The organism is Pantoea sp. Morm (assembly GCF_016643525.1).
Classification (GTDB): domain Bacteria; phylum Pseudomonadota; class Gammaproteobacteria; order Enterobacterales; family Enterobacteriaceae; genus Pantoea; species Pantoea dispersa.
On the sequence record NZ_VOQX01000054.1, the window covers coordinates 13,360 to 35,116 of the forward strand.

At 59.1% G+C, this 21,757-nt stretch carries 23 protein-coding genes, 1 tRNA gene and 1 pseudogene; 4 read left to right on the top strand and 21 right to left on the bottom strand.

Features of this window, described 5'->3' with window-relative positions; genetic code table 11:
- Positions 1–9: 9 nt before the first annotated feature.
- The 3 genes from mepA to prmB are packed head-to-tail and all read right to left on the bottom strand — an operon-like array spanning position 10 to position 2,907.
- The gene (gene mepA / locus FT726_RS17705) at positions 10–834 is read right to left on the bottom strand and encodes a penicillin-insensitive murein endopeptidase (RefSeq protein ID WP_346303162.1); all 825 of its coding nucleotides are present in this window, start codon (positions 832–834) and stop codon (positions 10–12) included.
- 8 nt (positions 835–842) lie between these two features.
- Positions 843–1,928 carry a chorismate synthase gene (gene aroC, locus FT726_RS17710; protein WP_282996255.1) on the bottom strand — a complete coding sequence of 362 codons (1,086 nt, stop codon included), beginning with the start codon at positions 1,926–1,928 and terminating at the stop codon, positions 843–845.
- 46 nt (positions 1,929–1,974) lie between these two features.
- Entirely contained in the window at positions 1,975–2,907 is a 933-nt protein-coding gene (gene prmB / locus FT726_RS17715) for a 50S ribosomal protein L3 N(5)-glutamine methyltransferase (RefSeq protein ID WP_021509157.1), read from the bottom strand.
- Between the two features lie 153 nt (positions 2,908–3,060).
- On the opposite strand from prmB, the gene smrB reads away from it, so the two are divergent.
- A complete protein-coding gene (gene smrB, locus FT726_RS17720) occupies positions 3,061–3,609 on the top strand; it encodes an endonuclease SmrB (protein WP_159378563.1) in 549 nt (182 codons plus the stop codon).
- Positions 3,610–3,777: 168 nt separating this feature from the next.
- Here smrB and sixA read toward each other — a convergent pair whose 3' ends face one another.
- The 4 genes from sixA to FT726_RS17740 form a co-directional block, all read right to left on the bottom strand.
- The gene (gene sixA, locus FT726_RS17725; protein ID WP_021509155.1) at positions 3,778–4,260 is read right to left on the bottom strand and encodes a phosphohistidine phosphatase SixA; all 483 of its coding nucleotides are present in this window, start codon (positions 4,258–4,260) and stop codon (positions 3,778–3,780) included.
- A 195-nt stretch (positions 4,261–4,455) separates the two neighbouring features.
- Entirely contained in the window at positions 4,456–6,585 is a 2,130-nt protein-coding gene (gene fadJ, locus FT726_RS17730) for a fatty acid oxidation complex subunit alpha FadJ (protein WP_346303159.1), read from the bottom strand.
- On the bottom strand, positions 6,585–7,895 hold the full coding sequence (gene fadI, locus FT726_RS17735; RefSeq protein WP_150361567.1) for an acetyl-CoA C-acyltransferase FadI: 1,311 nt from the start codon (positions 7,893–7,895) through the stop codon (positions 6,585–6,587). Before fadI ends, fadJ begins: the two co-directional genes overlap by 1 nt.
- Positions 7,896–8,063: 168 nt before the next feature.
- Positions 8,064–8,360: a YfcZ/YiiS family protein gene (locus FT726_RS17740; protein WP_185749257.1), complete on the bottom strand. Its 297-nt coding sequence runs from the start codon at positions 8,358–8,360 to the stop codon at positions 8,064–8,066.
- Positions 8,361–8,718: 358 nt separating this feature from the next.
- On the opposite strand from FT726_RS17740, the gene fadL reads away from it, so the two are divergent.
- The gene (fadL, locus tag FT726_RS17745; protein WP_021509151.1) at positions 8,719–10,002 is read left to right on the top strand and encodes a long-chain fatty acid transporter FadL; all 1,284 of its coding nucleotides are present in this window, start codon (positions 8,719–8,721) and stop codon (positions 10,000–10,002) included.
- A 71-nt stretch (positions 10,003–10,073) separates the two neighbouring features.
- On the opposite strand, the gene mlaA is transcribed toward fadL, so the two are convergent.
- From mlaA to ccmA, 10 genes are read right to left on the bottom strand one after another with little or no spacing between them, the layout of a single operon-like run.
- On the bottom strand, positions 10,074–10,841 hold the full coding sequence (mlaA, locus tag FT726_RS17750; RefSeq protein ID WP_021509150.1) for a phospholipid-binding lipoprotein MlaA: 768 nt from the start codon (positions 10,839–10,841) through the stop codon (positions 10,074–10,076).
- 35 nt (positions 10,842–10,876) lie between these two features.
- A complete protein-coding gene (ccmI, locus tag FT726_RS17755; RefSeq protein WP_150058712.1) occupies positions 10,877–12,088 on the bottom strand; it encodes a c-type cytochrome biogenesis protein CcmI in 1,212 nt (403 codons plus the stop codon).
- A complete protein-coding gene (locus tag FT726_RS17760; RefSeq protein WP_021509148.1) occupies positions 12,088–12,543 on the bottom strand; it encodes a cytochrome c-type biogenesis protein in 456 nt (151 codons plus the stop codon). The genes ccmI and FT726_RS17760 overlap by 1 nt, the downstream gene beginning before the upstream one ends.
- A complete protein-coding gene (locus FT726_RS17765) occupies positions 12,540–13,097 on the bottom strand; it encodes a DsbE family thiol:disulfide interchange protein (protein ID WP_021509147.1) in 558 nt (185 codons plus the stop codon). Before FT726_RS17765 ends, FT726_RS17760 begins: the two co-directional genes overlap by 4 nt.
- Positions 13,094–15,052 carry a heme lyase CcmF/NrfE family subunit gene (locus FT726_RS17770; protein ID WP_288422095.1) on the bottom strand — a complete coding sequence of 653 codons (1,959 nt, stop codon included), beginning with the start codon at positions 15,050–15,052 and terminating at the stop codon, positions 13,094–13,096. Before FT726_RS17770 ends, FT726_RS17765 begins: the two co-directional genes overlap by 4 nt.
- The gene (gene ccmE / locus FT726_RS17775; RefSeq protein ID WP_021509145.1) at positions 15,049–15,534 is read right to left on the bottom strand and encodes a cytochrome c maturation protein CcmE; all 486 of its coding nucleotides are present in this window, start codon (positions 15,532–15,534) and stop codon (positions 15,049–15,051) included. Before ccmE ends, FT726_RS17770 begins: the two co-directional genes overlap by 4 nt.
- Complete coding sequence (ccmD, locus tag FT726_RS17780; RefSeq protein ID WP_031280028.1) at positions 15,531–15,764, bottom strand: heme exporter protein CcmD; 234 nt, start codon at positions 15,762–15,764, stop codon at positions 15,531–15,533. The genes ccmE and ccmD overlap by 4 nt, the downstream gene beginning before the upstream one ends.
- On the bottom strand, positions 15,761–16,501 hold the full coding sequence (locus FT726_RS17785; RefSeq protein ID WP_058769875.1) for a heme ABC transporter permease: 741 nt from the start codon (positions 16,499–16,501) through the stop codon (positions 15,761–15,763). Before FT726_RS17785 ends, ccmD begins: the two co-directional genes overlap by 4 nt.
- 58 nt (positions 16,502–16,559) lie before the next feature.
- Positions 16,560–17,219: a heme exporter protein CcmB gene (ccmB, locus tag FT726_RS17790; protein ID WP_058758454.1), complete on the bottom strand. Its 660-nt coding sequence runs from the start codon at positions 17,217–17,219 to the stop codon at positions 16,560–16,562.
- The gene (gene ccmA, locus FT726_RS17795) at positions 17,219–17,833 is read right to left on the bottom strand and encodes a cytochrome c biogenesis heme-transporting ATPase CcmA (protein ID WP_346303160.1); all 615 of its coding nucleotides are present in this window, start codon (positions 17,831–17,833) and stop codon (positions 17,219–17,221) included. Before ccmA ends, ccmB begins: the two co-directional genes overlap by 1 nt.
- 243 nt (positions 17,834–18,076) lie before the next feature.
- Here ccmA and FT726_RS17800 point away from each other — a divergent pair, with 243 nt between their 5' ends.
- Both FT726_RS17800 and FT726_RS17805 read left to right on the top strand, forming a co-directional pair.
- Positions 18,077–19,009, top strand: a complete 933-nt coding sequence (locus FT726_RS17800; protein ID WP_058775841.1) for a formate/nitrite transporter family protein — start codon at positions 18,077–18,079, stop codon at positions 19,007–19,009.
- A gap of 88 nt (positions 19,010–19,097) precedes the next feature.
- Positions 19,098–19,172: transfer RNA gene (locus FT726_RS17805), tRNA-Arg, on the top strand.
- A 34-nt stretch (positions 19,173–19,206) separates the two neighbouring features.
- Here FT726_RS17805 and FT726_RS17810 read toward each other — a convergent pair.
- The 4 genes and pseudogenes from FT726_RS17810 to FT726_RS17825 all read right to left on the bottom strand — a co-directional run.
- Complete coding sequence (locus FT726_RS17810) at positions 19,207–20,571, bottom strand: VasL domain-containing protein (protein ID WP_346303161.1); 1,365 nt, start codon at positions 20,569–20,571, stop codon at positions 19,207–19,209.
- Positions 20,572–20,697: 126 nt separating this feature from the next.
- Positions 20,698–21,093, bottom strand: a complete 396-nt coding sequence (locus FT726_RS17815) for a hypothetical protein (RefSeq protein WP_072209962.1) — start codon at positions 21,091–21,093, stop codon at positions 20,698–20,700.
- Between the two features lie 52 nt (positions 21,094–21,145).
- Positions 21,146–21,601 (bottom strand): type VI secretion system baseplate subunit TssE, encoded by a 456-nt coding sequence (tssE, locus tag FT726_RS17820; RefSeq protein ID WP_059009093.1) that lies wholly within the window; start codon positions 21,599–21,601, stop codon positions 21,146–21,148.
- A pseudogene (locus tag FT726_RS17825) lies at positions 21,601–21,757 on the bottom strand (type VI secretion system lipoprotein TssJ); the annotation flags it as partial. The gene tssE and the pseudogene FT726_RS17825, both read right to left, overlap by 1 nt.

Consider the following 21,757-nt stretch of genomic DNA (forward strand, 5'->3'; position numbering starts at 1 on the left):
CTCAGGTTCCTACAGTAGATGCTTATCAAGTAACGCCTGGCAGGAAGGCGGCAACGGCGGCGGCGACTTCTTCACCGGCGGCGTAGTGCCCGGCTTCTTCGGCAGGAACCAGCTCTCCAGCTCTGCGCCGCAGCCATCGCCCGGCGGCGGTGGCGCCTGATCTTCACACTCCAGGCTGCCCGGCGGACAGCGCAGGCGCACGTGCATGTGTGCCCGGTGGGCGAACCACGGCCGCACTTTGTTGAGCCACGCACGATCGTTACCGGCATCGGCACAAAGCTGCTTTTTAATTGCCGGATTGACGAAGATGCGCGTGACGTCGTCATCTTTCGCCGCCAGCTTGATCAGGCTGTCGATCTGCGGCTGCCAGTGACGCGCAATCACCTGGCGGTCGTCCGGCCCAACCAGATCGAGCGGCTGCGGCTTCAGCAGCTGCTGTGCCGTCCAGCGGCTCTGCGGCAGCTGCAGCCAGATATCCACGTCGAGACCGGTCTGATGGCTGGCGTGGCCGCTGCTAAAGCGTCCGCCGGCGGCCATGCCCATATCACCAATCAGCACCTGGCCCAGCTGCAGCTGGTGCGCCTGGGTGCTGAGGCGCTGGATAAAGGCGATCAGGTCCGGATGGCCGTAATAGCGTCGCTGATCCTGACGCATCACCTGATAGTTAGGCGAGTTGAGCGGCAGCTGCTGCGCCCCGACGATACAGCCGTTGGCAAAGCTGCCGATGGACTGCGGGCTGCCGGCAATCGGTTGATGGATTTGCTGCCACGGGGTGGCAGCCAGGCTGGCCGCACTGCACAGCAGCGCGGCAAGGGAGAGAAGCAGGCGGCGCATCATGCGGCTTACCAGCGCGGGACGCTGCTGTTAACGTCAGCGTTCTGCCCACGCTGGCGCAGCAGGTGATCCATCAGCACAATCGCCATCATCGCTTCCGCGATCGGGACCGCGCGGATGCCAACACAGGGATCGTGACGGCCTTTGGTGATCATCTCCACTTCCGCGCCGTCGCGGGTGATGGTGTTGCCCGGCACGGTGATGCTGGAAGTGGGCTTCATCGCCAGGTTGGCGCTGATGGTCTGACCGCTGCTGATCCCGCCGAGAATGCCGCCGGCATGGTTGCTTTGAAAACCATTGCTGCGGATTTCATCACGGTGCTGACTACCGCGCTGGTTGATTACCGCGAAACCATCACCGATCTCCACGCCTTTCACCGCGTTGATGCTCATCAGCGCGTGCGCCAGATCGGCGTCAAGGCGATCGAACACTGGCTCACCGAGGCCCGGCGGCACGTTTTCGGCCATCACCGTGACTTTGGCACCGATGGAGTCACCCTCTTTTTTCAGCGCGCGCATCAGTTCGTCCAGCGCATCGAGTTGGTCGGCATCGGGGCAGAAAAACGGGTTATCTTCCACGATACTCCAGTCTTTCAGCTCGCAGGCGATGTCGCCAATTTGCGCCAGATAACCGCGCACCACGATGCCGTGCTTCATATGCAGATACTTTTTAGCAATGGCACCGGCCGCCACGCGCATGGCGGTTTCGCGGGCCGAGGAGCGGCCGCCGCCGCGATAGTCGCGCAGGCCATATTTCTGTTCGTAGGTGTAATCCGCATGGCCGGGACGGAACAGATCTTTAATCGCGCTGTAATCCTGCGAACGCTGGTCGGTGTTTTCAATCAGCAGACCGATGGAGGTGCCGGTGGTGACGCCTTCAAACACGCCGGACAAAATCTTCACCTGATCCGGCTCGCGGCGCTGGGTGGTATAGCGCGAAGTGCCGGGACGACGGCGGTCAAGATCGTGCTGAATATCGGCTTCGGTCAGCGGGATGCCGGGCGGCACACCATCAACAATGCAGCCAAGCGCAATACCGTGCGACTCGCCAAAGGTGGTAACGCGAAAAAGTTGTCCGATGCTGTTTCCGGCCATGGGGGTTCCTTGTTGCGATGTTGCGGGCGAGCGCTCGCCCCGATTTTTAGTCTTTATAGAATGAGAAGTGCGACTGCGCTGCGACGATTTGATCGCGCGTCAGCATGAACACGCCGTCACCGCCGTTATCAAACTCCAGCCAGGTAAAGGGCACGTCCGGATACTGCTCCATCATGTGCACCATGCTGTTACCAACTTCGCAAATCAGCACGCCCTGCTCACTGAGGTAGTCCGGCGCGCAGGCCAGGATGCGGCGCACCAGCTTCAGGCCGTCGCTGCCCGCGGCCAGACCGAGCTCCGGCTCGTGGCGATATTCGTTCGGCAGGTCGTCCATGTCTTCGGCATCGACGTAGGGCGGATTGGTGACGATCAGATCATATTTAACCTGCGGCAGATTGCGGAACAGATCGGCGCGAATCGGCGTGACGTGATGCAGCAGCCCGTGCTCTTCAATATTCTGTTCAGCCACGGCCAGCGCGTCGGTGGAGATATCCACGGCATCCACTTCCGCTTCCGGGAAGGCGTACGCACAGGCGATGGCGATGCAGCCGCTGCCGGTGCACATGTCGAGAATATGGCGCGGCGCGCCGTCGATCAGGCCGGCAAAGCGGTTTTCGATCAGCTCGCCAATCGGTGAACGCGGCACCAGCACGCGCTCATCGACATAGAATTCATGGCCGCAGAACCAGGCTTTGTTGGTGAGGTAGGCCACCGGAATGCGCTCGTTAACGCGACGGATTACGCGTTCCACGATGCGGTGACGTTCGCTGGCGGTCAGGCGCGCGTGGCGCATGTCTTCCGGAATATCCAGCGGCAGCCACAGCGTCGGCAGCACCAGTTGGACCGCTTCGTCCCAGGGATTGTCCGTGCCGTGGCCGTACCAGATGCCCGCCGCCGAAAAGCGGCTTACTGCCCAGCGCAGCATATCCTGAATGGTGTGCAGTTCGTTCACTGCCTCATCGACGAAAATCTTGTCCACGTAGCCCTCCGCAGGCCATAAAATCAATCGGCCGATAGTGTGCCATGAAGCCGGGCAGAATTCAGCGCAGCGAGGTGAAAAAGCTGACATTTGTTGACGCTTAGCGGTAAGGTAACGGCCAGACACCCGCCATTTCTGATGATTCACTAAGACATGAGTAAAAAGACGCCGCTAAGCCAGGACGACCAGGCGCTGTTCCGCCAGCTAATGAGCGGTACGCGCCAGCTGAAACAGGATACGATCGTGCACAAACCGGCAGCGAAAAGCCGTGAAGTGCCGCTGAAGCGGCTGCTGTCTGAGCAGGCCGATAACAGCCATTATTTCTCCGACGAGTTTCAGCCCCTGCTCTCCAGCGACGGGCCGACGCGCTATGTACGCGCCGACGTCAGCCATTACGAGCTGAAAAAATTACGGCGTGGCGATTACACGCCAGAGATTTTTCTCGATCTGCACGGGTTAACCCAGCTTCAGGCGAAACAGGAACTCGGCGCGCTGATTGCCGCCTGCCGCCGCGAGCATATTTTCTGTGCCAGCGTGATGACCGGCCACGGCAAGCACATTCTCAAGCAGCAAACCCCGCTGTGGCTGGCACAGCATCCGCACGTGATGGCGTTTCACCAGGCACCCAAACTGTTTGGCGGCGACGCCGCGCTGCTGGTATTGATTGAAGTCGAAGAGTGGCAGCCGCCGGAATTACCCTGACCGGCAAAGGGACTGCGAGTGGGAAATAAAGTGATCTCTATTATTCCCCAAAATAATTCAGGTTGCAGCAAGGCGGCAAGGAAATGAATCCCCAGGAGCTTATGTGAGTAAGTGACTGGGGTGAATTGACGCAGCCAACGCAGCTGCAGCCTGAAGTATGAAGGGGAATTACATGGCTTTGGCTAATTTGGCCGGACTCACCTGCCACGCCAGCTTGCCTTCACAGGCGTCGGCATCAAACTCCACGCAGGCAATGGCGGAGGTGGCGAACATCGGTGGCGCTTCCTGCGGGCAGAGTTCGGAAACCAGATAGCCGACCAGCGGCAGATGCGAAATCACCAGCACCGCGTGCGCACCCTGCACCGCCAGCGCCTGTAAATGGCAGGCGACCATGCCCGGATCGCCACCTGGCGTCAGTTCTGGCAGCACTTCCTGCCCTTCCGGCAGTTTCAGCGCTTCACGTACCGTGGCGAGCGTTTGCCCGGCGCGCAGATAAGGGCTGACCAGCACCTTATCGATTCCCGGCGTCTGACCATTCAGCCAGCTCGCCATCTGACGTGATTCGTCGCAGCCACACAGGGTGAGAGGACGAACCGCATCACTCGCTGCTTCCAGAGCTGCGTCGCCGTGACGCATGATAAAAACTTGCATAAAGCACCGCTGTTGTTTGTCGATATCGCCGGGTACCACAGCACCAGACGCGTCATTCTGCGAATGAACGCTGTGTTTTACCCCAATGGCTTGAGTATAGTCAACCGGTTGTTTATTAAATAAGCACATCTCAGAATGGTGCCGCGCCAGGCACTGCGCGGCCCCGATTCTAACCCGCTGAATCCGTGCGGCTATTCATGAATGTGCAGAAGTGTAAAAATTCGTTTTCCCTTCTGACATTGCCACTAACGCGTCACAGGGCGTAAAACGCTCGCCGTATTGCTGCATTAATGTACGTAATGTATTGACGATCTCGGCCGCGCCGCGCTGGTCAATATAGCGAAACGGCCCGCCGAGAAACGGCGGAAACCCGATGCCAAACACTGCCGCGATGTCGCCGTCGCGGGCACTGCGGATCACCGCTTCGTCGAGACAACGTACCGCCTCGTTAAGCATCAGCATCACACAGCGCGTGGCGATCTGCTGCTCGCTCTGTTTCGCCTGGGGTTTTAACTGCAGCAGGCGGTACAGACTGGCATCGGCCTGACGTTTGCGCGGCCAGCGCGTGCGCTGATAATCATAAAAACCTTTCTGGTTTTTGCGCCCTTTGCGATCGTCGGCCAGGATAGCGCTCACCGCCTGCGGCGCGCTGAAGCGTGAACCGTAGGCCTGTTCGAGAATCGGGCTGATTTTGCTGCCGACATCAATACCGACTTCATCCAGCAGCTGCAGAGGGCCGACCGGGAAACCAAATTTCACCAGTGCGCTATCAATGTGTTCAATGGGCTCGCCCTCCAGCAGACAGCGCATGGCTTCATTTATATAGGGCGCGAGAATGCGGTTAACATAAAAGCCGGGACGGTCAGCCACCACCACGGCGGTTTTGCCCTGACGACGCGCCAGATCCACCGTGGTGGCCAGCGTCTGTGCTGAGGTGCCGCTATGCGGAATCACCTCGACCAGCGGCATCTTGTCTACCGGGCTGAAGAAGTGCAGACCGATAACATTCTCCGGGCGCTGCGCGCCGGCGGCGATCTGCGCAATCGGCAGCGAGGAGGTGTTAGACGCAAAGATGGTATGCGACTGACAGTGTTCTTCAATCTCGGCCACCATTTGCTGCTTCAGCGCCAGATCCTCAAACACCGCTTCGATCACCAGATCGCGCTGGCGGAAGCCCTGATAATCGGTGCCGCCGCTGATGCGCGCCATCTGCTGCTGGCGTTCCGCCGGCTTGAGCTGGCGCCGTTTTACCTTTTTGCTCAGCAAATCCCAGCTGTACTGCAGCGCGTGGTTAACGCCGTTCAGGTTGATATCGCGGATTCGCACCGGCAGACCGGCTTTCAGCGCGGTGACGCTGGCAATCCCACCGCCCATCAGCCCGCCGCCCAGCACGCCAATCTGCTGCAGCGGGCGCGGCGGCGCATCCGCCATCGGCTCTTTCTTCAGGGCGGTGGACGCAAAAAACAGGCTGCGCAGCGCGGCCGACTGCGCGGTCATCGCCAGCTCGCCAAACGCGCGCGCTTCCGCGGCGTGACCGGCGGCGCTGCCCTGCTCCAGCCCGATGCGTACCACCTGCAAAATGCGGTCGGTGGCCGGATAGTTACCGTGGGTTTTACCGTCGGTCTGGCGTTTGGCCAGCGTAAACAGCAGCGGACGCGCCAGCGGCCCCTGCAGCAGGCGATCGCGGCGCGACAGGCTGCGTGCGGCGTGCTTTCCTTTATGGACACGTGCCACGGCGGTTGCCAGCAGAATCGCCTGCGGCACCGCATCATCCACCAGACCAAGCTTTAGCGCCTGCTTAGCGCGCAGCTGTTTGCCGCTGAGGATCAGCGGCAGCGCCTGCTGCACACCAATCAGACGCGGCAACCGCTGGGTGCCGCCGGAACCGGGCAACAGGCCGAGCTGCACCTCCGGCAGGCCGAGACGGGTTTTCTCATCCAGCGAGCAGATGCGCGCATCGCAGGCCAGCGCCAGCTCCAGCCCGCCGCCAAGACAGGCTCCATGAATGGCGGCGACCACCGGGAACGGCAGCGCGGCGATCTCCGCCATCACTTCCTGTCCCTGCCGCGCCAGCGCTTCAGCCTGCTGCGCCGTTTCACAACGGGCGATCATGCTGATGTCCGCACCGGCGACAAAGTTGTCGCGTTTGCCCGAAATCAGCACGATGCCCGCCAGCTGCGCATCGCTGCGCGCCTCCGCCAGCACCGCGCGGATTTGCGGCACAAACTCCGCTTTCAGGGTGTTCATCTTTTCGCCCGGCACATCAATGGTGATCACCGCAACGTGATCCGGACGCATCTGTAAATGGAATGCAGATTCGCTCATTATTCGGCCTCCAGAACCATCGCGCTGCCTAATCCGCCAGCGGCACAGGCGGTCACCAGCCCTAAGCCGCCGCCGCGCCGCCGCAGCTCATGCAGCGTTTGCGTGATCATGCGCGCGCCGGTGGCGGCGAACGGATGACCGTAGGCGATGGAACCGCCCAGCACGTTGAAACGCGTCTCGTCGACTTCGCCCAGCGCGCGATCGCGCTTCAGCACCTCGCGCGCAAAGCGTTCATCGTTAAACAGCCTGAGGTTGGCCAGCGTCTGCGCGGCAAAGGCTTCATGCATGTCGATCAGCGTCAGATCGCCGAGGTTAATGCCGGCGCGATCCAGCGCCAGCGGTGATGCGTAAGCCGGTCCGAGCAACATGTCCTGCCAGACATCAATCGCGGCAAACGCATAGCTGCGCAGGTAACCGAGCGGTGTAATGCCCAGCTCACGCGCGCGCCCTTCGCGCATCAGAATCAGCGCCGCCGCGCCATCGGTCAGCGGCGTGCTGTTGGCCGCGGTGACCGAGCCGTGGCGACGGTCAAACGCCGGACGCAGCTTTGCATAATCCGCCGCACTGGCGTTAAAGCGAATGTTGTTGTCCTGCTCAATCGGTGCTTTCCACGGCGGCACAAACGCCGGCATCACTTCCTGTGCCAGCACGCCGGATTGCCAGGCCTGCGCGGCACGCTGGTGCGAGCGCAGCGCCAGTGCGTCCTGCTGCTCACGCGTAATACCGTGCGTTTTGGCCATCTGCTCGGCGGTGTCGCCCATGCGTAAGCCGGTGGAGTATTCCGCCACCGCCGGCGGCACCGGCAACAGATCGCGTGGGCGCAGGCGGCGTAAGATGTGTAATTTTTTGCTCAGGGTGCGGGCTTTGTTGAGATCAACCAGCGCGCGCGCCAGCGTTTTGCTGACGCCAATCGGCAGCACCGAGGAGGAGTCAGCGCCACCGGCAATACCTGCATCGATGGTCCCGGCCATCAGGCTTTCCGCCACGTTGGCCACCGCCTGAAAGCTGGTGGCGCAGGCGCGGCTCACGCTGTAGGCATCAGTGTGCACGCTCAGTCCGCTGCTCAGCACGATTTCACGCGCGATATTGGGGGCTTCCGGCATCTGCACCACCTGGCCGAACACCAGCTGATCGATCACCTCCACCGGCAATTCGCTGCGCGCCATTAATTCGCTGACCACCATGCGCCCCAGCTCCAGCGCCGGAATGCCGTGAAAGTCGCTTGCCTGGCGGGCAAACGGGGTGCGTAATCCGTGGGTAATGGCGATACGTTCGCCCTGACGCGTCAGCAGCGGCTGCGCTTTGCTCATTGCACTCACCTGTAATTTACGACCTGAGCATCATTGCCCAACAGGTCTGACCTGATCATCAGTGTTAACCAGGTGTTGCTAAGTCGCCAATAACAGGAGAAAAAAAGTGCGAGGAGTAACACGAAAAAGAGGCAACGCTGCCGAAAAAGCGGGTCGGCAGCGGCGGGATTAACGTAAGCCGAGCTGGAAAATCAGGGTTTCGGCCTGGCAGGCAAAGGTGAAATCGACGTCCAGGCGCACGCCGTCTGCTTCGTTGGTAAAGCGCGAATGAATCTCGCACGGATCGGACTCCACCTGGCGCGCTTTGGCGCTCAGCTCGGCCAGCATTGCTTCTGCCGCCTGACGGTCAGCGAACACGCCTGACCAGCTGGCGCTGCAATCGGTATTGTCCATCACGGTGCCTACGTCAACGCAGCAGCAGGCTGCCGTTTCGTTCGCACTACAGTTTCTAATGGCATCAGTCATGTTTTTCTCCTGACGATAAATCAACACTATCGGATCATTTTCTGCTGCAAAGTGTACGCCGGATGCCACGTCGCGGCTATCTTCCGCCCGCTAAGTGACGAATATCACACTAAAATTTGATCCAAAACAAATTTGACTCGCTATGCTGGAGCAGAACCGCAAGGATTTTGTTAAGCAGATCTGATTTTATCGATCAAAGCAGAAATATTTTAAAAACAATATTGCAACAAATACACAGGTCGGACCTATACTCGTCGCACTGGTCTGATATGTGTCTGTATCGTCAGTCCCTACAATCCGCCGTCCTTTGTTACGCGACGTAACTACGTTTAATAATAATTTAGATGAGGTTGTGGTCATGAACCATAAGAACCTGTTTGCAAAGTCAGCTGTGGCAGCTGCAGTGGCGCTCGTCTCTTCTCACGTCTACGCCGCAGGCTTTCAACTTAACGAATTCTCAGCAATCGGCCTGGGCCGCGCCTATTCCGGTGAAGGCGCCATGGGTGATACCGCCGCCTCTGCCAGCCGTAACCCAGCCACCATGGCCCTGATGGACCGCCCTTCTTTCTCTATCGGTGCCGTCTATATCGACCCGGAAGTGGATATCAGCGGTAACAGCCCGACCGGCAACAGCCTCAACGCCAGCAATATTGCGCCAAACCAGTGGATCCCGAACATCCATTATGTGCATCCGATTAACGATCAGTGGTGGATTGGCGCCTCGGCCACCTCGAACTACGGTCTGGCCACCGAATTTAATAACGGCTACACCGCGGGCGGCTTCGGTGGCAAAACCGATCTGATGACCGGCAACTTCAACCTCAGCACCGCTTATCGGTTAAATGATAACTTCAGCTTCGGCGTCGGCTTTGACGCGGTGTACGCCAAAGCGAAAATTGAGCGCTACGCCGGTGAAGCCGGTGCCCGCGCCGGTCTGCCGGCCGATACCCAGGTCGCGCACCTGAAAGGTGACGAATGGGGCTACGGCTGGAACGCCGGTATCCTGTATGAAGTGGATAAAAACAACCGCTTCGGCTTCACCTATCGTTCCAAAGTGAAGATCGATTTCGACGGCGACTATAAGAGCAATATCCCGCGCGCCTTCAACGGCACGCCGCAGGCGATTGCGCTGGGTCTGCCGTATGGTACCAGCGGCGCCACCATTCCGGGTTCGCTGACGCTGAACCTGCCGGAAATGTGGGAAGTGTCCGGCTGGCATAAAGTGGCGCCACAGTGGGCGGTGCACTACAGCCTCGCCTATACCAGCTGGAGCCAGTTCCAGGAGCTGAAAGCCACCGGCAGCAACGGCCAGACGCTGTTCTATAAAGATGAAGGCTACCGTGATGCATATCGCATCGCGTTAGGTACCACTTACAACTACGACGATAACTGGACGTTCCGTACCGGTATCGCGTTTGATGACAGCCCGGTGCCGGCGGATAAACGCTCCATCTCGATTCCGGATCAGGATCGCCTGTGGCTGAGCGCCGGTGCGTCTTACGCCTTCACGCCGGATGCGTCGGTGGATGTAGGGGTTTCCTATATGCACGGTCAGCACGTGACGGTGAAAGAAGGTCCTTATACCTTTAATTCCGAAGGTAAGGCCTGGCTGTACGGCGCTAACTTTAACTACAAGTTCTGATAATCAGTACAGCGGCCCATGCGGGTCGCCAGCTGAAAACAAAACGGCGACCTGTTGGTCGCCGTTGTCATTTACTGGGAGTCGATATCTTTTAAATCGTCCTGAATCGCGCTGGCGTTCGGGTTCTCCTCCGGCTTCAGCTTGCCGCCGCTGGCGAGGAAATCGTTACGCTGGAAATAGGCGTTGCGGATAAAGGCGTACGGATCCTGCTGCTGTCGGAGCAGGCCATCGGAATCAAGCAGCTGCGCGCGCGTTTCCACCCCTTCCAGCGTCCATTTACCGATCGACATCGGCCAGGTGAGCCAGCTCAGCACCGGATAAAGCGTATCGACGTAGTCGCCGCCATCCTGACGCACGGTAAAGCTGCCGTAACCTGGCAGCACCACGTACGGACCGTAGCCAACGCCATAACGGCCCAGCGTGCTGCCAAAGTGGTGCGGCACTTCACGCGCCAGCTGGGGATTAGCTTTGCCGGCGACGTCGATGAAACCGCCAAGGCCGAGCACGGTATTCAGGAAGAAACGGGTAAAGTGAATGCCCGCCTGACGCGGCTCGCCGACCAGAATCGAGTTTACCATGCTGGCCGGTTCATCAAGGTTACCGAGGAAGTTGCTCAGCCCGGTACGGGCCGGCACCGGCACGTAATCACGCCAGGCAACCGCCACCGGACGCACCACATAGGGATCCAGCACGTTGTAGTTGAAGTTAAACATCGTGCGGTTGAACCCTTCGAGCGGATCGCTGCGCTGCGCAGGCGTCGTCTCGTCGGCCGGTTTGGAACTGGCACATCCCACCAGCAGTAAACTGGCCAGCGCCAGGCCGGTCAGGCGATTATTCATTCTTCTCTCCCTGTGCAGATAAAAGGTGTATCGCTTCAGGGCTGCTGCTGATTGACCTCAACAGCCATCGGCTGGTGACCATCCCAGGGGGTGACCGCGCTTAAACCAAACCAGTCGCCGGACTGCGGATTAGCACTACCATCGCGCGAAATGCGCACCCTGACCTGCACCTGATGCTGCGCCGAAAGCAGGCGATCCGGCATCATGGCGTTGCTGTCATCCAGCGTAAGCGATAGCGGGAAGTGGCTGAGCGGTAAACGCTTTACAGCCACAGGCACCGGTGAAACACCGTCAGACACAGAAATATACAACACTCCGCCCGGCGGTAACATTTTTTCTGCCTCTGGCGTTAAGCTCACCGTCAATGCCAGCTGGCTATTTTGCTGTCCCGCGTCGGTTTTCGCTTGTTCAATGCTGCGCTCTATCATGGTAATGCGTCGATCGCCGGCCGGCAGCAGCTTCAGCATCACCTGCCAAGCGCCAATCGCTTCGCCATACTGCTGCTGCTCAAAGGCATTGAACGCCAGCAGACTGAGGGTGCGCACGTTGCTGTGGTCGCGCTTCAGCAGGTCTTTCAGCAGCATATTGGCCTGGCGGTTATCCTGCGGATCGCTGGAGCGCGTCAGCACTTCGGCATAATCCTGCTGCAGTTCAAGGTTGTCCGGCGCCAGCTGCAAAGCGTGCTCAAAGGCCTGGCTGGCATCGGTGGCGTTGTTCAGCACCATGCCGAGGCGACCCAGCATCGCCCAGTCATTGAGGTTTTGCGGATCGTTTTGCAGCGAGGTGCGCAGGCCGAGCTGCAGACGCGCCAGCTCTTCCATGGTCAGCGGCTGCGCATTGGGATCCATCACCCGGGCGCGCAGCGCCGGGTACTCCTGCTGCACGCTCTGCCAGCCCGCCAGCTGGGCGAGGCCACCGGTTTTCAGATAGACGCCCACCGACACCAGCACCAGCACGATCACGCCCGGCAGCAGTACCCAGCGGCTGCTGTGATGCGCGCGTGCCGCCGTGTCGCCCGGCACGTCGGTCAGCAGCGTTTGCTGCAGTTCGCGCACCATCTCCGGACGCTCACTGACCACGCCCTCGGCTTCATCATGCTCCAGCTCGCGCAGGCGCTGCTGATAAAAATCGGTGTTCAGGCGATCGCGATCGCCGCTGCTGGCCTGACGCTGCCGCCAGCCGGCACCGACAAACAGTGCCGTCGCCGCCGCCAGTAAAATAATCAGGGTAATCCAGAATCCAGTCATTACGGCTTCCCGTCACGCTTCAGAATCGCCGCAAGGCGCTGTTGTTCATCGTCATCCAGCTCGCTGCGCGCGTTGCCGCGTCGGCTGCGCAGAATAATAATCAGCCCGCCGAGCACCACAAACAGCGCCGGCCCAACCCACAGAATCAGCGTCGACGGCGTCACCGGCGGTTCATAAGTGACGAAGTTGCCATAACGCGCCACCATGTAATCAATGATCTGCTGGCGGCTCTGGCCCTGCTTCATCAGCTCATACACTTTTAGCCGCATGTCGGCGGCAATCATCGCGTTGGAGTCGGCAATACTGTTGTTCTGGCACTTCGGGCAGCGCAGCGATGCGGTTAGCTCGCGATACTGCTCCTCCTGCTGGACCGAATCGAACTGATAAGTATCGATTGCGGCCCACAGGCTGGTGCTCAGCAGCAGACCCGCGAGCAACATAAGCAGTTGCTTCATACGCCGGCCTCCTTGCTGTATTTCTGCCACAGCGGCTTCAGCTCTTCATTCCACACCCGGTCGTTCATGTCGCCGGCGTGGCGGTAACGGATAATGCCGTGGCCGTCGATCAGGAAGGTCTCCGGCGCGCCGTAGACGCCGAGATCCAGACCGAGCATGCCGTCGCCGTCATACAGGCTCAGCGCATACGGATTGCCGAGCGTGTTAAGCCAGGTGACGGCTTTGCTGCGGTCGTCTTTGTAATTGAGGCCAACCACGCGAATGCCCTGCTCCGCCAGCGTGTTGAGATATTGATGTTCGGCGCGGCAGGTCGGACACCAGGTGGCCCAGACATTCAGCAGCAGCGGTTTGCCATCGGTCAGCACCTGCTGGTTATAGATTTTACCTGGCTGATCCAGCGCTTCGAGTTTAAACACCGGCACCGGTTTACCGATCAGCGCCGATTCGAGGCGCGTAGGATCGTCACCGCTGGCGTTGCGCGTCAGCTGCCACAGCAGCGCCGCCGCCAGCAGCAGAAACAGGACTAAAGGAATAAACAGGATCTTTTTATTCATGCCAGTTCCTCGCGCTGTGCTTTTTTGCGCGAGCGATAGCGCGGATCGAGCAGGCACAGCAGGCCGCCCACCGCCATAAACACGCCGCCGAACCAGATCCAGCGCACAAAGGGTTTGTAATAAATACGCACCGCCCAGGAACCGTCATCCAGCTCTTCGCCCAGCGCCGCGTAGAGATCGCGCGTGAAGCCGCCGCTGATCGCCGCTTCCGTCATCATGGTGCGCGCTGCGGTATAGAAGCGCTTCTCTGCATGCAGCACCGCTTCTGGCTTACCGTTGCGTGTGATATCGATAATCGCCACGCCGCCGCTGTAGTTGGGGCCCTGCAGATTGTGCACGTCACGGAAAATAAAGTGATAGTTGTGGATATCCACGCTGTCGCCGGCCTTCATGCGCACGTCACGCTCAACGCTGTATTGGGTGCTGAAGGCAATGCCCACCACCGTCACCGCCACGCCAAGATGGCCCAGCACCATGCCCCAGTGGCTGCGCGACAGATGGCGCAATCCCGCCAGAAAACGATGCCGATGGGTAGCGCGTTCGTGCAGCTCCATCAGCGTCAGCAGGATCACCCAGATGGCCATCAGCAGGCCAATCACCGTCATCGCTTCGATGCGATCCTGCAGCAGCCACGGCAGCACGATCGACAAAATCAGCGTCACCAGCAGCCCCACGCCGAGCCGCTTCCACAGCTTTTGCGGCTCATCACGGCGCCAGCGCACCAGCGGCCCGATGCCGAGCATCAGCGCGAACGGCGCCATCAGCCAGGTGAACATGGTATTGAAGAACGGCTCGCCAACCGAAATGCTGCCCAGCCCGAGCTGTTTATGCACCAGCGGCAGCAGCGTACCGAGCAGCACCACCAGCATTGCGGCAATCAGCAGCACGTTGTTGCCGAGCAGAAAGGATTCGCGCGACCAGGCTTCGCTTTGCACGCGGCTACGCACCTGGCCCCCTTTCAGGGCGTACAGCAGCAGCGAACTGCCAATGACAATCACCAGGAAGGCGAGGATAAACATACCGCGCGCCGGATCCGAGGCGAACGAGTGCACCGACACCAGCACGCCGGAACGCACCAGGAAGGTACCCAGCAGGCTTAATGAGAACGCGGTAATCGCCAGCAGCACCGTCCATGACTTAAAGCTGCCGCGCTTTTCTGTCACCGCCAATGAGTGCATCAGCGCAGTACCGGCCAGCCACGGCATAAAGGAGGCGTTTTCGACCGGATCCCAGAACCACCAGCCGCCCCAGCCGAGTTCGTAATACGCCCACGCGGAACCGAGCACGATACCAATAGTCAGAAATACCCATGCCGCGGTGGTCCACGGACGTGACCAGCGCGCCCAGGCGGTATCCAGCCGGCCAGCCATCAGCGACGCAATGGCAAAGGCAAACGCCACCGAGAAGCCAACATAGCCCATATAGAGCAGCGGCGGATGGAAGATCAGCCCGATATCCTGCAGCATCGGGTTGAGGTCGCGCCCATCAATCGGAAAGTTCGGCAGCGTGCGGGTAAACGGATTCGAGGTGAGGATGATGAACAACAGGAAGCCGAGGTTGATCATCCCCATCACCGCCAGCACGCGCGCCAGCGCATCCTGCGGCATGCCGCGGCTGAAAATCGCCACCGCTAATGTCCAGGTGCTGAGCAGCAGCACCCACAGCAGCAGCGATCCTTCATGCGCGCCCCAGGTGGCGGCGATGCGGTAATACACCGGCAGCAGCGAATTGGAGTTGGTGGCAACGTAGCCGACGGTAAAATCGTTGACCACAAACGCGTGCACCAGCACGAGGAACGCGGCGGCGATGCACAGGAACATGCCCCAGGTGAGCGGACGCGCCAGCGCCATCAGCCGGCCATCCTGACGCGCCGCGCCCCACAGCGGATAAATACTCAATAACAGCGCTAAGCCCAGCGCCAGACACAGCAGAAAGCTGCCAATTTCCGGCATCATGATTGCGTACCCGCCTGCTGATAGGCCGCTGCCGGTCCGTTATGATTCTTCTTCATTGCGTCCTGAATTTCCGGCGGCGTGTACTTCTCATCGTGCTTCGCCAGCACCTCTTTGGCGTTGACCAGATTGCCGTCTTCCAGCACGCCCTGCGCCACCACGCCCTGCCCTTCACGGAACAGATCCGGCAGAATGCCTTCGTAGCTGACGCTGACTACGCCGTTGGCATCATACAGTTTGAACGACACCGCCAGCGTTTTCGGATCGCGTTTGACGCTACCGGGCATCACCATGCCGCCGACGCGCAGGCGCTGTCCGGCCTCCGGCTTCTGGTGATCCTCACCTTTGCCGTAGAGAATTTCACTCGGGGTGTAGAACAGGTCGATGTTGGAACGCAGCGCGTACATCACCAGCGACGTGGCAAGGCCTAAGCCCACCAGCACCGCCACCACCACATACAGGCGGTTACGACGACGGATATTCACACGGACTCTCCTGCTGCTTCACTGGCAGCTTGTTTAGCTTTTGCCGCGCGGATGCGGCGCTCGCGGGACTGACGCTGGCGAATCTCTGCCAGCAGGCGGCGACGGAACAACACGGTGTGCAGCACCAGACCGATTAGCGGAATCAGCGTAAAACACACGGCCAGCCAGACGTAAAAGGCATAGCCGCCCATGGCGAAAAACTCGCTCCACGATGAGAAGGCAGGCGTCATGCTTTGCGTCCTCCCTGCGCCACGTCAATCGCCCACGGGCGGTGACGCTCGGTAAACAGAATCAGATTACGCAGACGCATCAGGGTGAGCGCACCAAACACCAGCAGATAGCCGAGAATCGACCAGCGCAGCGGCGTGCGCATGCTGGGATCGATCGCCTGTTGCAGAATGCCTGACGAGCCCTGATGCAGCGTGTTCCACCACTGCACGGAGAAGTGAATAATCGGCAGGTTAACTACGCCGACCAGAATCAGGATGCCGGCCGCGCGTCCGGCGGTGCGGCGATCGTCGAAAGAGTGATAGAGCGCAATCACGCCCATATAGAGGAACAGCAGCACCAGTTCAGAAGTCAGACGCGCATCCCAAATCCACCAGGTGCCCCACATCGGCTTGCCCCACGCCGAGCCGGTCACCAGTGCGATAAAGGTAAACACCGCACCAATCGGCGCCATCGCCGCAGCCGCCAGATCGGCCATTTTCATCTGCCACACCAGGCCGATGAAGGCGGCGATGGCCATCGAGGCATAGACGCCCATCGACCACATCGCCGCCGGCACGTGAATGTACATGATGCGGAAGCTGTTGCCCTGCTGATAATCCGCCGGCGCAAAGCCGAATCCCCAAATCCAGCCGAGCAGCAACGCACCGACGCCCAGGATTGCGAACCAGGGAATCAAGCGACCGCATAGCTGGTAAAGCCGCTCAGGCTTTGCCCACTGGTGTAACCATTTCCACATTGACATTGCTCACACTAAATAAGAATTCGGATGGCGGCCTCTCTGCCGGAGGCCCGCCTTAATGCAGACTGATGCGCAGCGCGGCGGCGGTCGCAAACGGCGACAGCGTGGCGCTGACCGCCAGCATGGCGCCGAGGATCGCCAGATAACCGCCGATCGGTAACCCCTGACCGGCCGCATCAATCGCCGCGCTGGCAAAAATCAGTACCGGTATCGACAGCGGCAACACCAGTAAACTCAGCAATACGCCGCCGCGCCGCAGCCCGACGGTCAGGCCGGTGCCAATCGCACCGAGAAAACTCAGGGTTGGCGTGCCGATCAGCAGCGTCAGCGCCATTGCCCGCCAGCCTGCAAAATCCAGCGACAGCAGCAGCGCCGCCAGCGGCGAGAGTAAAATCAGCGGCAGCCCGGTAATCAGCCAGTGCGCAATCACCTTGCCCAGCACGGTGATCGGCAGCGGCGTCGGCAGCAACAGCAACTGCTCCAGCGAGCCATCGAGAAAGTCGTCGCGAAACAGCCGCTCCAGCGCCAATAGCGATGCCAGCAGCGCCGCCACCCAGGCGACGCCGGGCGCGATGCGCGCCAGCTGCTGCGGCTCAGGGCCAATGCCTAGTGGAAACAGCGTAATCACGATCAGAAAAAACCACAGCGGATTAACCACTTCCGCGCCGCTGCGAAAGGCAATCTTTAACTCACGCTGAATAACCCGGCCAAGCATCACGCCCACTCCGATGTAAAACGAATTTTGCGCACGCGCGCATGGCTGTCCGGCAGGTCCTGATGGGTCGTCAGGATCACCACGCCACCGTTATCGGCATGATCGGCGAAGCGCGCCATTAATTTTTCCACGCCGTGTTTGTCGATAGCGGTCAGCGGCTCATCCAGAATCCACACCGGAGCCGGGCTGAGCCACAGTCGCGCCAGCGCCACGCGCCGCTGCTGCCCGGCAGAAAGCTGAGCCACCGGCACCTCTTCATAGCCCAGCAGATTGACCTGCTCCAGCGCGTCATACAGCGTGTCTTCGCTGCGATCGCCGTGCCAGAAATGCAGATTCTCCCGCGGCGACAGCACCGATTTCACGCCCGGAAGATGGCCGAGATACAACAGGTTTTGCTGCCATATTTCGCGCTGCCGGCGAATAGACTGCTGTTGCCAGCGTACTTCGCCCTGCTCTGGCCGGCTTAACCCCGCCAGCAGTCGCAACAGTGAAGTTTTGCCTGCGCCGTTGGGGCCTTCGATTTGCACCACATCGCCCGCCTGCACCTGAAAACTCAGTCCGTGGAACAGGGTTCGCTCATCGCGAACGCAGGCGAGATTAATCACTTCGAGCATAGAAGGGAGATTCATAGCAATAAATGAGGCGGGAATAATACCACACTCAAACCAGGGGCCGAAGTCTGTGCGCAAGCTCCCCCTTCCCCCAAATGGGGTATTCATGCGCATCAGATCAAGAAAGCGCTCAAAAAAGCACCTTTGCTAATCTCTTGTTACTCTTAATTTGAATCTTTGTAACATTTCGCCCTTGCTAAAAGCGTCTACGCTTATTACGCACTGGCATTATCACCGGGAGAAAAAATGAAGCCATCGCCATCAAATAACACGCATGACAATGACGTGGACAGTGAAGAAAAAGAACAGGGCACGGATATTGAAGTGGACGAAGACGCCCTGCCCTCGCGGGCTGCGGCGATCCATGAAGAGATTCGGCAGGACGGTGAAAAGGAGCTGGAGCGCGACGGTATGGCGCTGCTGTGGTCAGCGATTGCCGCCGGCTTATCGATGGGCGCCTCGCTGATGGCGAAAGGCATTTTCCAGGTGCACCTCGCTGGCGTGCCCGGCGCCTATCTGTTGGAGAATCTCGGCTACACCTTTGGTTTTGTCATCGTGATTATGGCGCGCCAGCAGCTGTTTACTGAGAATACCGTCACCGCCGTGCTGCCGGTGATGCATAAACCCACCGGCGGCAATTTTATGCTGCTACTGCGGCTGTGGAGCGTGGTGCTGATCGGCAATTTGATTGGTACCGCGCTTGGGGCGCTGGCGTTTAATCATATGCCGATTTTCGATGACGCTACGCGCCAGGCCTTCACCGCCATCAGCGAGAAAGTGATGGAGCACACGCCGGGCGAAATGTTTGCCAACGCAGTGATTTCGGGGTGGATCATCGCCACCATGGTGTGGATGTTTCCTTACGCTGGCGGCGCCAAAATTGTGGTGATCGTGATGATGACCTGGCTGGTGGCGCTGGGCGATCTGGCACACATTGTGGTCGGATCGGTTGAAGTGCTGTATCTGGTGTTTGCCGGCACGCTGCCGTGGCAGGAGTTTTTGTGGCCGTTTGCACTGCCCACCCTGCTGGGCAACATCACCGGCGGTACGCTGATTTTTGCCCTGATCAGTCACGCGCAGATCCGTAACGACATGAGCGAAGCGGCCAAAGCCAAAGCGCGAGCCGAACAGAAGCGTAAAGAGAGGCAGGAAAAGCAGAAAGATCAGGAAAAAGCGTGATCGCCACCGCCTGATTGCTGACACTTTGAGCAAACAGGCGGCCCACGGTTAAAATCCCCTGCACGGTGCGCTATACTGCGCGCCGCACGTCTCCTTAGTTAAATGGATATAACGAGCCCCTCCTAAGGGCTAGTTGCAGGTTCGATTCCTGCAGGGGACACCAGTAACAGCTCTTCTGCTTTGGTTTACCGCTTCGTTTATTGGTCCTCTCCCTCTGCCACCCCAATGCTGTTTTTCATCTGCCACAAGGTGTAAATCTGCGATCGCAGGTGCTGTTCAAGCTGGCGGATAAGCTGTTGCCGCTGGGGCGCACTGGCTGGTAGCGAGTGAATTTGCCGCAATTGTTCCTCAATGGGCTCAGCCTGCTGAAAACGGGTCATCATGCCAAATACCGAGGACTTCAGCTCACTCACTGTGATGTATTTGCCTTTTTGCTCATCCAGTCCATTCAGACGCTCGCTTAACTGCGCCAGCTTCATCATCCCCTGATGCCAGGCCGCAAGGTTTTGCGCTGGCAACGTGCTGGCCTCAAGCTGATGCAGCCACCGTGCTGATAAAGAACCCGCCTGTTCCGGCCACAGCGCCTGCGCCTGCTCCACCAGCTGCTGGCCATACGCAATATTCCAGTCGGGCGCGAGTTGCTCCAGGCGAGATAACTGCTGCTGCGTGTCGGCGACCAAGGCTGATGGTATGGACGTCCGCTGCCGCAGCACATCCCGCTGCTGTGGCGTGAGTGTGGCGGGCACAGGACCCAGCGATGCCACCAGCTGAGCCTGCAGCGGATCGGGCCGGTGCAGATATTGCCAGCCGCCCACCGCGACCACGCTGATAAGCAGCATGGTAAACATCCCGGCACTGAAAAATTGCCACTTATTACTACGGTACAGCGCCGCTGTCTGCACCTTTATCTTTGGCTGATGTTGCTGCTGCGCGACATACACCCATCTGGCGCTATGCGGAGTTTTCGTTTCATGCGGGTGTGCGGATATCGCCCCGTTATCTATCGTGGTGCCGGGCAAGATGTCGCTGGTCGTACCGTCACGGCTTTCCAGCCTGGCGGCACTGTTGTGCATTAGAGCACGCAACGTATCAAGCTGGCTAAGGTGTTTAAGCTCCAGCCGCTGTAACACTGTTCCGATACGGGTAAGCAGTTGTTCAGCACGATAAAGCTGACTCAGATCGTCATAATTCAGGGAAAGGGTGCGCATCTGCTGCTGCACGCGCTGGCTCAGGCTGGTGAGAATGTCCATGCGCGCGTGGATCGGTTGCGGCCACAGCACACTCCACTGATGACTCACCAGCGCTTCCACTAGCGCCAGACCTTCATTCAATCCGACCAAACCAGCCAGCTGCAGGCGGGCAAGCGTGTACCAGGCCGCGGTCTGCAACTCCACTCCGTTTTGTTCGAACAGAGAAAGGCAGTGTTGTTCAACGTAAAACCAGTCTATATCTGGCCGTGCCGGATGGGTCAATTTGCTCAGCTCTTCACGCAGAGCAGAATAATCCGGCAGCTTACGCGGGTCGCTGCCGGTTTTAATCCGACGGGCAGGCATGTCATTCATGACTTATTGTCCCTGTGAGGTATCTACAGCGTGGGAGGATAATTAATTATGCAGTCTGGTTTTTTGCCTGTTCTGAGCGATGAACGATGCAAATATTTCTTTACCGCCCCCCCTTACCCGCCTTAATTAATATTGATTACCGACGCAAATAGGTAAATGCGTGTAGCCGGGTTGGCTGGCCATATAAAGCGGAGCGCAGGTCGGTTTTCGTGGTTGCAAATCGTTCTGATCCTGAGGCTGAACCATCGGCTGTGGCTGTTTCTTTGATGTGGCGATCTTTTTGGTCTGCGTTTTGCCGCTGCTGAGCGGTGATTTTGCCTGCTGCGTGCTTTCTGACGAATCATACCTGGAGCAAAATTTCTTCGACTGACTCAGACTTCCGTCATTACAAACAAAACGTCCATCTGAGGTACAGTGTGCAATACCACCCTTTGCACCAGAACAGGGTTTTCTGCCTCTGGCCGCTTCAGCCTGCAGAGTCACTAATAAGCTAAAAACCAACAGCGGTATCAATTTCTTCATATTCAAATCCATATGTTATTTTATTATTCAGCCTTGTTCGTAATAATGCCGCTTAGATTTGCGCTTTACCATCAAGATATTGTTGCTGCCGGAGATGCCGCAACAGAACGCGCCCTTCCGGCATAAATTCAGTGCCGTATCGCACCAGACCGAGTCCCTTCAGTTCCGCATCAATCGCGTAGCGCAATTCGCCGGGCTGCGCCTGCTCCAGCAGCACCACTCTGATGCTTTTCAGGCGCGGCTCATACCTGAGCAGAACAGCAGACAGGGTGCCAATCAGCTCATGGGCAGTGCCCGGCATGCCCTGCAGGATTTTGGTCATATCGGGCAGACCATAGTCCGGCAGATGCGCCAGCGTGCCGGCGCGACAGTTGAGGATGCGCTGCATATTGTCGAGTACGGACAAAATCACCTGATTTTGTTCGCTGACCTGATCGAGGGCCAGGCCGCCGGTGAAGTTGCCGGTGAGCATTTCATACAGCGAAGGTGTGTTATGTCCCTGGGGCATCAGTCGTCCTTGAGCGGTTGCAGCGTCAGATGGTTGTTACCGGCTTCCAGAATGCGCGGCTTATCCGGGTCAAGGTCTTCACGCCCTATCACCAGCTTCCAGGTGTTGTTAACTCTATCCGGATGGCGGAACAGCCCTGCCACGGCGACAAACTGC

Excerpts from the sequence above, each read along its gene's own strand:
- fadL (WP_021509151.1), top strand. The coding sequence starts at position 8,719 with ATGAACCATAAGAACCTGTTTGCAAAGTCAGCTGTGGCAGCTGCAGTG.
- smrB (WP_159378563.1), top strand. The coding sequence starts at position 3,061 with ATGAGTAAAAAGACGCCGCTAAGCCAGGACGACCAGGCGCTGTTCCGC.
- FT726_RS17760 (WP_021509148.1), bottom strand. The coding sequence starts at position 12,543 with ATGAAGCAACTGCTTATGTTGCTCGCGGGTCTGCTGCTGAGCACCAGC.
- tssE (WP_059009093.1), bottom strand. The coding sequence starts at position 21,601 with ATGCCCCAGGGACATAACACACCTTCGCTGTATGAAATGCTCACCGGC.
- FT726_RS17740 (WP_185749257.1), bottom strand. The coding sequence starts at position 8,360 with ATGACTGATGCCATTAGAAACTGTAGTGCGAACGAAACGGCAGCCTGC.
- FT726_RS17770 (WP_288422095.1), bottom strand. The coding sequence starts at position 15,052 with ATGATGCCGGAAATTGGCAGCTTTCTGCTGTGTCTGGCGCTGGGCTTA.
- FT726_RS17765 (WP_021509147.1), bottom strand. The coding sequence starts at position 13,097 with ATGAATAAAAAGATCCTGTTTATTCCTTTAGTCCTGTTTCTGCTGCTG.
- FT726_RS17785 (WP_058769875.1), bottom strand. The coding sequence starts at position 16,501 with ATGTGGAAATGGTTACACCAGTGGGCAAAGCCTGAGCGGCTTTACCAG.
- sixA (WP_021509155.1), bottom strand. The coding sequence starts at position 4,260 with ATGCAAGTTTTTATCATGCGTCACGGCGACGCAGCTCTGGAAGCAGCG.
- FT726_RS17810 (WP_346303161.1), bottom strand. The coding sequence starts at position 20,571 with ATGAATGACATGCCTGCCCGTCGGATTAAAACCGGCAGCGACCCGCGT.
- mlaA (WP_021509150.1), bottom strand. The coding sequence starts at position 10,841 with ATGAATAATCGCCTGACCGGCCTGGCGCTGGCCAGTTTACTGCTGGTG.
- fadJ (WP_346303159.1), bottom strand. The coding sequence starts at position 6,585 with ATGAGCGAATCTGCATTCCATTTACAGATGCGTCCGGATCACGTTGCG.
- FT726_RS17815 (WP_072209962.1), bottom strand. The coding sequence starts at position 21,093 with ATGAAGAAATTGATACCGCTGTTGGTTTTTAGCTTATTAGTGACTCTG.
- fadI (WP_150361567.1), bottom strand. The coding sequence starts at position 7,895 with ATGAGCAAAGCGCAGCCGCTGCTGACGCGTCAGGGCGAACGTATCGCC.
- ccmI (WP_150058712.1), bottom strand. The coding sequence starts at position 12,088 with ATGACTGGATTCTGGATTACCCTGATTATTTTACTGGCGGCGGCGACG.
- ccmA (WP_346303160.1), bottom strand. The coding sequence starts at position 17,833 with ATGCTCGAAGTGATTAATCTCGCCTGCGTTCGCGATGAGCGAACCCTG.
- ccmD (WP_031280028.1), bottom strand. The coding sequence starts at position 15,764 with ATGACGCCTGCCTTCTCATCGTGGAGCGAGTTTTTCGCCATGGGCGGC.
- FT726_RS17800 (WP_058775841.1), top strand. The coding sequence starts at position 18,077 with ATGAAGCCATCGCCATCAAATAACACGCATGACAATGACGTGGACAGT.
- mepA (WP_346303162.1), bottom strand. The coding sequence starts at position 834 with ATGCGCCGCCTGCTTCTCTCCCTTGCCGCGCTGCTGTGCAGTGCGGCC.
- aroC (WP_282996255.1), bottom strand. The coding sequence starts at position 1,928 with ATGGCCGGAAACAGCATCGGACAACTTTTTCGCGTTACCACCTTTGGC.
- ccmB (WP_058758454.1), bottom strand. The coding sequence starts at position 17,219 with ATGCTTGGCCGGGTTATTCAGCGTGAGTTAAAGATTGCCTTTCGCAGC.